At 60.4% G+C, this 12,898-nt stretch carries 10 protein-coding genes; 1 reads left to right on the plus strand and 9 read right to left on the minus strand.

Annotation, left to right across the window (positions count from 1 at the left end):
* Positions 1 to 4 precede the first annotated feature (4 nt).
* The 7 genes from deoC to NQ495_RS08705 all read right to left on the minus strand — a co-directional run bounded on the left by deoC (position 5) and on the right by NQ495_RS08705 (position 8,317).
* Complete coding sequence (deoC, locus tag NQ495_RS08675) at positions 5 to 883, minus strand: deoxyribose-phosphate aldolase (RefSeq protein ID WP_009132843.1); 879 nt, start codon at positions 881 to 883, stop codon at positions 5 to 7.
* Positions 884 to 1,233: 350 nt separating this feature from the next.
* The gene (locus tag NQ495_RS08680) at positions 1,234 to 2,199 is read right to left on the minus strand and encodes a porin family protein (protein WP_009132844.1); all 966 of its coding nucleotides are present in this window, start codon (positions 2,197 to 2,199) and stop codon (positions 1,234 to 1,236) included.
* A 229-nt stretch (positions 2,200 to 2,428) separates the two neighbouring features.
* Complete coding sequence (locus NQ495_RS08685; RefSeq protein ID WP_009132845.1) at positions 2,429 to 3,445, minus strand: hypothetical protein; 1,017 nt, start codon at positions 3,443 to 3,445, stop codon at positions 2,429 to 2,431.
* Between the two features lie 11 nt (positions 3,446 to 3,456).
* Positions 3,457 to 3,942, minus strand: a complete 486-nt coding sequence (locus tag NQ495_RS08690; RefSeq protein WP_009132846.1) for an RNA polymerase sigma factor — start codon at positions 3,940 to 3,942, stop codon at positions 3,457 to 3,459.
* 345 nt (positions 3,943 to 4,287) lie between these two features.
* A complete protein-coding gene (locus NQ495_RS08695; RefSeq protein WP_009132848.1) occupies positions 4,288 to 5,196 on the minus strand; it encodes a biotin--[acetyl-CoA-carboxylase] ligase in 909 nt (302 codons plus the stop codon).
* A 135-nt stretch (positions 5,197 to 5,331) separates the two neighbouring features.
* Positions 5,332 to 7,026: a Na/Pi cotransporter family protein gene (locus NQ495_RS08700; RefSeq protein WP_147513000.1), complete on the minus strand. Its 1,695-nt coding sequence runs from the start codon at positions 7,024 to 7,026 to the stop codon at positions 5,332 to 5,334.
* 469 nt (positions 7,027 to 7,495) lie between these two features.
* Positions 7,496 to 8,317: a 2,3,4,5-tetrahydropyridine-2,6-dicarboxylate N-succinyltransferase gene (locus tag NQ495_RS08705; RefSeq protein ID WP_009132850.1), complete on the minus strand. Its 822-nt coding sequence runs from the start codon at positions 8,315 to 8,317 to the stop codon at positions 7,496 to 7,498.
* A 114-nt stretch (positions 8,318 to 8,431) separates the two neighbouring features.
* Here NQ495_RS08705 and NQ495_RS08710 point away from each other — a divergent pair, with 114 nt between their 5' ends.
* A complete protein-coding gene (locus NQ495_RS08710) occupies positions 8,432 to 10,606 on the plus strand; it encodes a prolyl oligopeptidase family serine peptidase (RefSeq protein ID WP_040294087.1) in 2,175 nt (724 codons plus the stop codon).
* Between the two features lie 361 nt (positions 10,607 to 10,967).
* Here NQ495_RS08710 and NQ495_RS08715 read toward each other — a convergent pair whose 3' ends face one another.
* Together NQ495_RS08715 and NQ495_RS08720 are read right to left on the minus strand one after the other, a co-directional pair.
* Positions 10,968 to 12,044: a LytTR family transcriptional regulator DNA-binding domain-containing protein gene (locus NQ495_RS08715; RefSeq protein WP_009132852.1), complete on the minus strand. Its 1,077-nt coding sequence runs from the start codon at positions 12,042 to 12,044 to the stop codon at positions 10,968 to 10,970.
* A gap of 273 nt (positions 12,045 to 12,317) precedes the next feature.
* Positions 12,318 to 12,683 carry a hypothetical protein gene (locus tag NQ495_RS08720; RefSeq protein ID WP_009132853.1) on the minus strand — a complete coding sequence of 122 codons (366 nt, stop codon included), beginning with the start codon at positions 12,681 to 12,683 and terminating at the stop codon, positions 12,318 to 12,320.
* Positions 12,684 to 12,898 lie beyond the last annotated feature (215 nt).

The following is a 12,898-nucleotide window of genomic DNA, read 5'->3' on the forward strand; positions in this document are numbered from 1 at the left end:
CCCCTTAGAAGTATTTGATCTCGCGTCCTTCGATCTCGCTGAGGAGGTTGTTGGCCAGCGAACTGGCGCCGATGCGGAAGCGCTCGGGCGTGAGCCACTCTTCGCCGAGGATCTCTTCGACGATGCTGTAATAGAGTGCCGCGCTTTCGGCCGTAGAGATACCTCCGGCCGCTTTGAAACCCACTTTACGGCCTGTTTTTTCGGCGAACTGGCGGATCGCGAGGCACATGGCCACGGCAGCCTCGGGCGTCGCGGCGATGCCGTTTTTGCCGGTCGAGGTCTTGATGAAGTCCGCGCCCGCCTCCATGGCAATCGTCGCCGCCTTGTGGATCAGTTCCGGATCGGAGAGCGTACCCGATTCGAGGATCACTTTGAGGATCGCATCGTCGCCGATTTCTGCGCGCAGCGTTTCGATTTCGTTGCCCGCCAGGTCGTATTCGCCGTCGAGCATCTCGCCGATGCTGATGACGATGTCGATCTCGTCGGCGCCGTTTTCGATGGCCATCGCCGTTTCGAGCATTTTCACCTCCAGGTAGGTCTGCGAGGAAGGAAATCCGCCCGACACGCTGGTGATCGCCATTTTGGAATCGCCGGCGGCCAGTCCGACGGTCTCGACGAAAACCGGATAGACGCAGATCGACGCCACGCTGCCTGCTTCCGGGAAATGCCGAGGCAGCTCGATCGCCTTGCGCGTGAATTCACCGATCGAGCGTCGCGAATCCGTAGCGCCCAACGAGGTGAGGTCGATACAGCCGAAGCACCGTTTGTACACTTCTGTCCGGCAGTTACGCCGGGCCTGCGGCCCGATCTTTTCGAGCAGCGCGCTCACTTCGTCCGCCGTCGGGGCGGGACCGAAATTGCGAAGGGTAGGGGTGTATTCCATAGCAGTCGGAATTTGTGCGGGTGGGGTCGGGAGCATTCCTGCTTTTCCGGGGCCTGTGCGGTCGCGTGTCGGCGGCCGGTGCCGGAAGGGAGCGAATATCCTTGTTACAAAGATAGTGATTTTGCACGATAAAATGGCAGGGACGCTCCGAAGAGCGCCCCTGCCCGGGAAATTATTTGGAATAATGGTTTTGTATCGCCTGCGGACCCTTTGCAGCCCTGCTTGTAAACGGTGCCCCCTGTAGCTTTCCGGAATGTGTGTGCGTTTTGCTTTTCTTTCTACTTTCTCTCTACCTCCCGCCGGATCGCGACGTCCCGTACTCCCGATGGAATTTGTTCCCGGTCTCCGGATCAGAGCACCAGCGAGATGCCCACGTTGATCTGGCGCACCTGTGGGCCCGCGCCTTCGCGCCACAGCGGCGAATGGTAGTAGGTGACGTTGAAGCCGATGTTCGAGTAACCGAAGTTCAGGGTGTATCCGTAGTGGAAATTACGCAGCCCGAAACTGCTGTGGTCCTTCGCCGTGCCTCCGACCAGCGGGCCGTCGCCCTTGATTTTCGTATGCGCGCCGATACGCAGTCCGCCCACGAGGCCCGCGTTGATGAAAAAGTTGTGGTTACGGCCCGTCTGGAACTCGACCAGCAGCGGAATGTTCATATAGGCGGTGAAAAGTTTCGATTTGGAGAGTTTGATCCCCTGTTCGATGTATTGGTAGTCGGGAACGGTTACGCCCTTTTCGTACTTGAGTGCGATGTCCTGGTCGAAGCGGAAGTTGTTCAGTTCGAAGCCCAGGCCCGTCATCAGGTGGATTTTACGGTTGCCCAGCAGGATGAAGTCGATGGGATTGATGGTTACGCCGATTGATTTGGAACTTTGCGAGAGGTATTTCGCATCGTCCGGCAGCGAGAAGTTGCCGAGGTTCGTGACCAGCCCGTTGTAGTGGATGCCGACTCCGGCCCAGCGGCCGTCGCGCCACAGGACGCGGCGCGTCTGCTCCTTGCCTTCCGGTTTTTTGAACAGCATGACCTTGTAGCTTTGGATAAAACGGCCGTCCCGTTTATTCCTTTCCCCTCGTTTGTCCGTTCCCCCGGTTCCGGCGGTCTGGCCGGCGGCAGGGGCTGTTGCGGGGAGTGCCTCCTCTCCCGCCTGGGCCTTTTGCTGAGCGCTCTGCGGCGGTTGCGCCTTGGGTTTGCGCGGCTCGCCGGAAGGCGAATCCGTTGCACTGAAGGTCGTTGCAGTGAAGAGCCGGGCCGTTTCCTGCGCCGTCGCTCCGGAAGCGATCAGCAGTATGGCGGCCAAGATCAGGAGGTTTCTCATGTCGGTTGCGTTAGGCTCTTGCGAGCGGATATATCGGTACGGGTTTGTTCTTGTTCAGGAAATATACGTTTTTTCTCTCTGTTTTACACGATGGCCCCGGTTTTTTCGGTTCTTTTCCCACGAAGTTCCTGCTTCTCGTGTTTTCCCCGCGTGCAGGGCTTTCGGCTGTTCCGCTCCGAGGTGCCCTCCTGTCCGGGTATGGGGTGACTCCGGACAGGGATATTTCCGGTTAATTACTGCTTTTCCGTTTGCTGATGTGGATGAACGACGCGATGGTCACGCCGCTCTCCTCGGTGGTGTTGTAGCGCGATACCGGGCTCAGGTCGTTCAGCGTCGAGAGCAGCGAACCCAGCGACGAGCGGATGCTGCCGTCGTCCTGCGAGGCATTCCGGGCGGTTGCCGTCCGGGTTGTTTCGATACGGTGCGCAATCAGCGACTGGGGCTCCGGGGTGCGGACCGGCAGGGTGGCTACCGGTACGGCGGTCAGGGCAGGTTCCGGCAGGTAGAGTTCGGCAGGCTGCGACAGCGAACCCAACACACTTTCCGTCGGCAGCGAATTTTCGAAAATACCTGTTTCGGCAGCCGTTCCCGAGGTCGGAGCCGCATCCGTACGTTTGATAAACGAAGGGGCAGAGGAGCTGTTTCCCGTCCGGGCGGGTCCGGCCGCAGTGCCCTGGCCGTTGGCCGCTGTGCGGTCGCCGGTGTTTCCGTAATGTGCGGCGAGGGCTGCCGGAGCGTGCGTGGCGTCCGTTGCCGGAACGGCGGCGGCGATGCTGTTGCGGGTGCCGGCGTTTCCTGTTCCGGCGGTCGTCGCGTCATGCCCCGTGTCGGTTGCCTCCTGTCGGTCGAACCGTGCGGCGAGCGCTTCGGCGCCTTCGGGGTAAGCTTCTGCCGCTTCTGCCGCAATCCGCTCGGGCCCTTTGGTGCCTTCGCCGGGGTGGAAAAAGAGCAGTCCGCCGAAAAGGACGGCCGCGGCGGCGGCTCCCGAAGCCATCGCCCCGAAGCGTTGCAGCCGATCCTGCCTGCGGGCCAGCGAAATCGTCCGTCCGCGCAGCAGTCCCGTTTTGTCGGGGTAAACCACCGTCTCGGGCGGCAGTACCGGCAGGTCGCTTTGCAGCGGGCCGATCTGCGCCGCGATAGCCGGATGGCCTGCGAGGAATGCGTCGAAAGCCCGCCGCTGTTCGGCTCCGAGCGTCCCTTCGATGTAGTCCATCGCCCACTGTTCGTAATTGTGTTCGTCGATCATCGTCGTAATCGTTATAGTAAGTTCCGGATCGTTCCGATCTGTTGTTTGAGCGCCATACGCGCCCGGAAGATGTAGACTTTCACCTGCGCCACGCTCAGCGAGGTCATGTCGGCCATCTCCTGGTACGAATAGCCTTCGTAATCGCGCAGCAGGATCAGCGTCCGCTGTATCTCCGGCAGTTGGTCGAGGTAGCGTTGCACCACTTCGCCCGCTCCGCTGTAACCCCGGTTTCCCTCGTCGGGGCGGTGTTGCAGCGTATCGTCGGTCGTATAGCGCCGGATGTGGCGTACCTGGTCGATGATGAGCCGGTAAGCGATCGTGAACAGGTATGACTTCTCCTTCCCGTCGAGTACGGCCTCCCGGTTCTCCCAAAGTCTCAGGAAACTCTCCTGCACGATATCCTTCGCCTGGTCTTCGTCGCGCAGCGACTTGAGGGCGAATCGGTAGAGGTTGTCGGAGAGCGTTTGCACACACTTTTCGTACTCCGCAACGGTCATTGATCTCCCATGGTTAAAATTACAACGGTGAGACTGCTACAAAGTTACACCTTTTTTAAACTTTCCCGGGCTCTCTTTCGCTCAGCCCGCGCCCGTGCTGGGGTTGCGAATAAATTGCGTGCCCCGGACCGCATGCCCGATCCGGGCTTTCCCTGTCTGCGCTTTCAGCATAGGGATTTCACAAGTTGTGCCGTTTTGCCGGCCGGCCGCAAAAGTTTTCAGGGCTTTTGCCCGATACCGTTGGCACGCTTTATTCCCTCCGCTTCCGGAACTTCCGCAAAGCTATCACAAAGTTTCGGATGACGCCGCCGATTTGTATAAATCTTTCGGGCGCTTTTGGGAATTTCACGGTTCTGGGGTGCCGATCACGTATTCGATCTCTTTGAACAGGTACTTTCTTAGCTGGCCGTCGGCGCTGTGGCGCACTTCCAGTTCGCCTCCGGGCTGCACGCCCGTGATCGTGCCGAGGAATTGCTGCCGTGTGCGTCCGTCGGTGTACAGGTGCTCCTGTCCGAGTCGGTAGAGCAGCCGCAGGTAGTCCGAGTCGAGTGTCGATGGGCAGTCGTATCCTGTCGGGGGCTGCGTGTAGCCGTCGGCCATGCCGCCTGTTTCGTCCGGCCTGTCCGTTTGGTTGGCCGCCTGTGTCCGGACCGGGCCGGTTTTTCCAGTCTTCCCCGTTTCCCCCGTTTCTTCCCCGGCCAGCGTCCGGTAGCGCTCGGCCAGGTGGCGGTAAAAACTGATGAATACCTCCGCCCGGTCGAACGGGTGTCCCGCTTCGGCCGCCAGTGAAGTTGGATTCGGCAGCGCGGGATCGAAGCGCGTCTGGTTTACGTTCAGGCCGATGCCGATTACCGACCGGGAAAGGTAGGGGCCCATCAGGTCGTTTTCGATCAGGATCCCGGTCACTTTCCTGTCGCCGATGTAGATGTCGTTGGGCCATTTGATCGCGGGGCGGAGTCCCGCTTCGGCGATCGTGTCGGCCACTGCCAGCGCGACGGCTTTCGAAATGCGGAATTGCCGTTCGGCCGGCAGGAAGTCGGGACGGAGTACGACCGAAAACGTGAGGTTCTCACCCGGCGTGCTGCTCCACGAGTTGCCGCGCTGGCCGCGCCCGGCCTCCTGCCTTTCGGCGATCACCACGTCCCCGGCGCCGTAACGGCTCTCTGCGGCACGGTTGTTCGTCGAGTCGGTCTGTTCGAGTATGTCGATCGTTACGCCCGCCTGTCGGGCGAATTGTGCGAGGATTTCTTTCATGTCCGGGGTAAAATGGGAAATCAATCGGGTTTTGTTCGGCTTGGGTTTTGCCCTGCCGTTTTTTCGTCGCGGGATGGCGTCGTTTCTGGTGGGGGCTGGGCTGTTTCCCGGAGGGGCGGTAAATCCGCCTGCGGGTTACTGGTGGTCCTGTTCGAGCTGGGCGGTGCCTTCGGCGATCTTGAGCACGCACATGGCGAGCCGTCCGATGCACGAGGTCAGTTCGGCGAAGATCACGGCCGCCTGGTAGTGGGTCTCTTGTTCGTCGTCCGGGTTGAGGTATTTCTCTTCGAGCGATACGGAGAATTCCTCGAGGAAGGCCTGCATCCGGATGCGGCGATCTTCGCGCTGCGGCAGCCCTTCGCGGTCGCTGGTCAGGTTGTTGTGCGTGATGAAATAGGCTTCCTGGATGATCGAGAAGTAGACGCCCAGGTCTTCCCGCATCGGTTGTGTGAACCAGATGTTGCGCTCTTTTTTGCGCCGGATCACCTGCGCTGCCGTGACGCTGAGCCATGTGGCGGCCCGCAGTTGCGTGAGCAACTGGTTCATCGCCTGCACGAGCAGGCGCCCCTCCTGGCTCAGCTCCTGCTGCGTGAGCCGTGCGAGCTGTTGTTCGAGTTGCTTGTATGCGGTTTGTTCCTCGTCCGAGCGTTGGCGGACCAGCAGGAACAGTTCCTGTGCGTTGTCCGCATTGACTTCTCCGAAGTAAGTCTTCACGCGCGCTGTCAGTTCGCCTCCGCGTTTCATGCAGAGCGCCAGGTTTTCCCGTGCCTGGTAAAGGCCCATTTCGCTGGTCGAGACGAGTGCCGAACCTTCCAGCGGGCTCGTCCGTTTCGCATGCCGGTCGCCGGGAATCAGCCTGTCGAGCGCGTGTGCCGCCTGCGGGATGAAGCCTGCCAGCAGCAATGTGTTGACGACATTGAACAGGGTGTGGAACAGCGCGAGGGCCACCGCCTGTGAAGGCGAGCCGTTGAGCAACGGCGAAACACCGCCGAAAGCGGCCACCAGCGAGGCGATTCCCCGGGCGAGAACTGCCAGCAGCGGGAGCGCCCACAGTACGCCGACCAGGTTGAAGAGCAGGTGTGAAAGGGCTGCCCGTTTGCCGTCGGTATTCGTCATGGTGGCGGCGATATTGGCTGTCAGCGTCGTTCCGACGTTGTCGCCGAGGATCAGCGCCATGGCGCATTTGAACGGGATTACTCCGGTGCTGCACAGGATGATGGCGAGTGCCGTGGTAGCACTCGAGGATTGCAGCACTGCGGTCATCGCGGCGCCCGCCAGCACGAACAGCAGCGGCGACCAGTGGCCGTGCCCCCGGAGCAGTGTGATGTAGTTCTCGAAAGAGGACAGGGTAGAGAAATGCGTGACCGCATCGCGTAGGATGTGGATCGCCAGCAGCATCAGGGCCAGTCCGATCAGCGTGTTGCCGAGGTTGCGGAGCCGTTCGCTACGCAGTAACAACAGCGGTGCGGCGAATGCGATCAGCGGCACGGCGGCCAAGTCGATGTCGAAACTGATTCCGAACAGCACGACGAGCCATGCCGTGACGGTCGTTCCGATGTTCGCGCCCATCACCATGGCGATCGCCTGGGTCAGGTGCAGCATGCCCGCATTGACGAAACTGACGATCATCACCGTAACGGCGCTGGAGGATTGCACCAGCGCGGTGATGGCCGTCGAGGCCACGATGCCGCGCACCGGCGACCCGGCCATGGTTGTGAGCATGTTCCTGAGTCGGTGCCCCGAAAGCTTCTGCAACGCCTCGCTCATCGTCTTCATCCCGAAGAGGAAGAGTCCGACGGCGCCCAGCAGAATGAGTATTTGTACGATCACGCCTATAAAGTTGCCGGCAGGCGGGCACAATACCTGTCCTTTCCGCAGTTGTGGCCCGTACCGGGCCCGGGGAGAGGGCGGATGCGCGCGTTTTGCCGAGAATTACCGGAAACGGGAACCTCCCCTGTCCTCTGCGGTAGGGTACGGCACTCGTTTCCTTATTTGCTTTTCCGGTTATGGTTCCGGCTGTGCTGTTTCTGTTGTGCTTTTCCGGTTGAGTTTTGCCGTTGACACTTTTTTATGGGAGGCGTCCGGCCTCTCAGCGCTCCGTTGTTTGCTGGCGCCCCGGCCGTTTTTTGCCGTTACGCCGCTTCCTGTCCGTTACGCTGTTTTCTGCCCGTCCGCTCTGCGGAACGCCGGCGGTTCGTCCGGTGGGTTTCGGTTACTTGTCCGTTTCCCGGCCGTCCAGGGGCGCGGGACGGTACCCGTTCCCCGGGCGATAGTCGCTTCCCGTACCGGATATTCAGGGTTAAATCATCACGTCGTACGTGCGCAGCGCGTCGTTGAGCGTGGTTTTCGCGTCGGTCGAGGCCTTGCGCTTGCCGATAATCAGCGCGCACGGCACGTCGTACTGCCCGGCGGGGAATTTTTTGGGCAGCGTGCCGGGAATCACCACCGAGCGTTCGGGCACTTCGCCGCGGTACTCGACGGGTTCCGGGCCCGATACGTCGATAATTTTGGTCGATCCGGTGATCACCACACCAGCGCCCAGCACGGCTCCTTTGCGGATGTGAGCCCCTTCGACCACGATGCAGCGGCTGCCGATGAAGCATTCGTCCTCGATGATTACGGGCGAGCCCTGGATCGGTTCCAGTACGCCGCCGATGCCCACGCCGCCGCTCAGGTGGACGTTTTTGCCGATCTGCGCGCACGATCCGACCGTGGCCCATGTGTCCACGAGCGAACCGGTGTCGACATAGGCGCCGATGTTCACGTAACAGGGCATCAGGATCGATCCCGGCGCCAGGTATGCGCCGTAACGGGCCACTGCGGGGGGAACGACGCGCACGCCGAGGCGGTCGAATCCGTTTTTGAGCGGAATTTTATCGTTGTACTCCATCGGTCCGGCCGTTTGGGTCTCGACCCGCTGGATCGGAAAATAGAGCAGAATAGCCTTTTTCACCCACTCGTTGACACTCCATGAGCCATCCTCGTTCGGATTCGCAACGCGTATCTGGCCTTCATCGAGCAGGCGCACCGTTTCGCGGATTGCGATTTTGGCCTGGTCGTCACGGATGTGGTCGTGGTCCTCCCACACCAGCTCTACCTCTTTTTTCAGATTTTCGTACATATCTCTTTGTGTTTTTGATTGCTGTCCGTACAACAAATATATGAATTTTCTATGAATATCGCTACCTTTGTTTCCGGCCGGTTGTTCCGAACCGCGCACAAATATGCCAGAAGGATGAAAAAAATATTTTACGCCGCAGCGTTGCCGGTTTTGATGCTGGCCCTGGCGGCATGCCGCAGCGAAATGAAAAAGATTACCGTGAAAGATTATCCCGTCGCACGGATGGATTCCACCGTAGACGACTATTTCGGCACCCGGGTGGAGGATCCCTACCGCTGGATGGAGGATGACAACGCTTCCGAAACCGCGGCGTGGGTGCGTGCCGAGAACGAGGTGACGCAGCACTACCTCGCACAGATTCCTTACCGGGACAAAATCCGGGGCCGTCTCACCGAGCTGTGGAACTACCCCAAGTACGACGTTCCGCGCAAAGTGGGCGGATACTACTTCTTTTTCGAGAACGACGGCCTGCGCAACCAGAGCGTGCTCTACCGCCAGCAGGGCCTCAGCGGCAAACCGGAACCCTTCCTCGATCCCAATACGCTCAGCGATCAGGGTACCGTTGCGCTGATCGACGTCTCCTTTTCGAAGGACGACCGCTACCTGGCCTATGCCGCCGCGTCGGCCGGCTCCGACTGGGTCGAGATCCGCGTGATGGAGACCGCTACGGGCCGCACGCTGCCCGACGTGATCCGCTGGGTCAAGTTTTCCGGTGCGGTGTGGAGCGGCGAGGGGTTTTATTACAGCGGCTACGACGAACCCGACCGGGCACAGCTGCTCTCGGGCCAGAACCGCGACCAGAAGGTCTATTACCACCGGCTCGGCACGCCGCAGGATGCCGATGAACTGGTGTACAGCGATCCGCAGCATCCGCTGCGGTATCTCTCCGCGTCGGTGAGCCGCGACGGACGGATGCTTTTCATTACCGCTACCGAAGGTACCAGCGGTACCGAAATCCTGTATAAAAAGCTCGATCCGGCTTCCGCTGCCCCGGCCCGCGCCTCTGTTTCCAAAGTAACCACGCCCGGATACGGCTTCAAAGTGCTCTTCCCCGGTTTCGCATACGACTATTCGCTCGTCTACGGCCGTGACGGCAAGGCGGTGTTCTACACGAACGACGGCGCATCGAACGGGCGGTTGTTGCAGGCCGACCTCTCCGGTGTGACACCCGTCGTTACGACGCTCGTTCCCGAAGGAGACTGCCTGATGGAGGGAGCTGTCACCGCGGGCGGCAATCTGATGGTTTTCTGGCTCGACAAGGCGCAGAGCCGCGTGAGCCAGTATACGCTCTCGGGCGAGAAAGTGCGCGACGTGGAGCTGCCGGGTATCGGCACCGTCACCGGCATGGAGGGCGACTCTTCGGCCCGGGAGACTTTTTATGCTTATTCGAGCTTTACGATGCCCACCGAAATCTACCGTTACGACCTTTCGTCGGGTGCTTCCGAACCGTTCAAAACGCCGTCCGTGACGTTCGATCCCGGCGAGTTCGTCGCCGAGCAGGTCTTCTATCCGAGTAAGGACGGCACGCAGGTGTCGATGTTCCTCGTGCACCGCAAAGACCTCAGGCGCGACGGCTCCAATCCGGTCTACCTGTACGGTTACGGCGGTTTCAACATCAACCGCACGCCCGGTTTCGCGCCGCAGCACATCCTGCTGATGGAGCAGGGCGGCATTTATGCGCTGGCGAACCTGCGCGGCGGCGGCGAGTACGGCGAGGCGTGGCACAAGGCGGGCATGCTCGCCAACAAGCAGAACGTGTTCGACGACTTTATCGCCGCCGGGGAGTACCTGATCCGCGAGGGCTATACGTCGCCTGAAAAACTGGCGATCGCCGGCGGGTCGAACGGCGGCCTGCTCGTGGGCGCCTGCATGACCCAGCGGCCCGACCTGTTCGCTGTCGCACTGCCTGCCGTGGGGGTGATGGATATGCTGCGTTACCAGTATTTCACCTGCGGCTGGGGCTGGGCCGTCGAGTACGGCAGCAGCGACAATGCGGAGCAGTTCCCCTACCTGTACGCCTATTCGCCGTTGCACAACATCCGCAAGGGAACCTGCTATCCGGCCACGCTGATCACCACCGCCGACCACGACGACCGGGTGGTTCCGGCCCATTCGTTCAAGTTTGCGGCGACGCTGCAGGCCGCACAGGGGTGCGACCGCCCGGCGCTGATCCGCATCGACACCGATGCGGGCCATGGGGCGGGCAAGCCCACCTCGAAGAAGATCGACGAGCTGACCGACACCTATTCGTTCCTGTTCTGGAATACCGGGGTGCGTAAGATTCGTTAGGGAGGCGGCAGGCCCGGTTCCGGCTCCGGTTTGGTCTCGGTTCCGGGTTTTAAGATCGCCGGTGCATCGTCCACTCCGGCTGCGGAGGATTACGATCCGGTACGGTAACGGCCTGGAATTGGAACGAGCGGCGCAGATAACATCTGCGCCGCTCGTTGTTTTGTTTATGTAGGGGTTCTCTCTCTCTCTCTCTCTTTATTATTTATTCACACACTTTCTTCCGACCGCCTCCGGTCGGCTCTTGTTTTGTTTCCGGTTTACCCGTGCTTTGTCCCCGCTTTTTTATCTTCGACCTTTTCCCGGGCTGCTTGTGTCCTTTTTCGGCTTTGCTTTTTCTCGTTTTTCCTGATTTTTTGCCGAATCAGATTTCCAATTTCTGCCTCAGTTCCTGGTAGCCGGTCGTGCTGGTACGCAGCGCCGTACCGTTTTTGAGGATCACGTAGTAGCTCTCTTTGCCCCGGCAGTCGACCGAGGCGATCTCGGCGAGGCTGACGATGTAGGAGCGGTGGATGCGGACGAAACGTGCCGGGGGCAGTGTCTGCTGGAAATATTTCATCGTCTGCTCCTTGAGGAAATTTCCCTGTGCGGTGCAGAGCGTCACGTAGTCCCCGTCGGCCTGGATGTAGAACAGTTCGTCGAGCGGGATGATGTGCACGCGGTTGTTGTGCTTCACGGAGATGGTTTCCGGTTTCTCTTCGGTGCTTTCGTCTGCGGAGACGGCTTCGCCCGCGCTTTCGAGTTCGATCGAACCGAAGGCGTTCGCTCCGCGGACGATCAGTCGCCGGTCGCCGGCCGGAGCCTTTTCTGTCCGCCGGTCTTTGATATCGCCCATGAACGAGCCGACCGTGACCTGTACGCACCACGAAGCCGGTACGGTGATCTTCGTCGTTGCAAAGGCGTTGTTGACTTCCAGGAAGGAGTCCCCCTCGGGCAGGTTCGTGTGCGTCAGGTTGAGGCGGGTTTCGCCGAAAGCGGTAGAGGCTACCGCGCCTCGGAACGGTTTTTCGATAATGGCGTGGTCGATCTGTCCGAAGGCGCAGGAAATTTGCGGCACGCCTTTTTTCCCGGTTTTCACTTCGAGGAATTTTTTATCCGAGGCGTGCCATTTGCGTCCCGCTTTTAGCATTTCAAGCCCCGCCGCTAAGAACAGTGCGGCGAAAAAGAGGGTCGTGAGCAGGCTCTTCTCGAAAGGCATCGGCATGCCCAGCACCCGGTAAACGTGCGGGATCATGAAGTAGGCTCCCGTGCAGAGGACGGCGCACCCGAATCCGTCGCGCCGTGTCAGCAGCAGGTGTACCCCGAGCAGTACGAACAGCGCCTGCCACGAGACGATCATGCGCATCGCCCAGCCGGGGACGATTCCCGTGACCGAGAGGATCAGTACCGTTGCCGCGAGCAGCAGCAGCCATCCGAAAGTTTTGCCGGGATTGAATTTCATAGCTTTCCTGATTTGGGTTTCGGCGCAAAAGTAGACTGCCTCCGGCTCCCGTCCAAGCGGTTTTCGGTGAACGGCGACCCTTTCCCGGCGAACAGCCGCCGCTTCCCGGTAAACGGGACGGACTGATAAACTGGCGGCCCGATTAACGTAGGGCCGATAGACGGTCGGCCCTGTTTCCTGTGTTCGTATAGAGCATACTTTCCGGTTTCTCCAGGGCTGCGTCTTAGTCTGTATTGCCGGGTCGGCATCCGGCGTTTGTACTGTTTCGTATTGTTATTTGTACCGCTTCCCGATCAGCTGGTCGCCGCCGAACTGGTTGACCCGGCGTTCGAGCGTGTCGATCACCGTGCCGTCGCGCAGTACGCGCAGGGTCAGTTTCAGCGGCGGCGAATCCGAGACTCGGTCCGATTCGGGCAGCCCGCACGGAACCACATAGAGGCAGACGGCCGTTTCGGCGGCCGGGACGGGAGTCGTGACGCTCAGTTTCGTTCCGGTGTGGTCGTTGCCGTTGTCGGCGCTAGCGACGCCGCAGGGATTCCCTTCCGCGTCGAACGAGTAGAGGTGCAGGTGCACGTTCATCTGCCGCCAGATGCGCTCGTCGCCTTCGGCTTCGAGCGTGAAGGTATGCTGTTTGTCCATGGTGTCGTTGTTTTTTGTCGCAGGTCGTTTGGATCGGTGTCGATGTTCGGGATCGGCCGGAACCGCGTGTGGCTCCCGCCGGTGCTTCCGTCCTGCCGTGCCGGCTGCATGCGTTCGCTTGCCCTTGTTCCGTTCCTGTCGCTGTTTCGGGTCTTCGGTCTGCCTCTCTTCCTGCCTGCCTTTTTGTTCGCGCCTTTGTCTCTGCTTTTGTTTTT

It is taken from the genome of Alistipes indistinctus YIT 12060, assembly GCF_025144995.1.
GTDB classification, from domain to species: domain Bacteria; phylum Bacteroidota; class Bacteroidia; order Bacteroidales; family Rikenellaceae; genus Alistipes_A; species Alistipes_A indistinctus.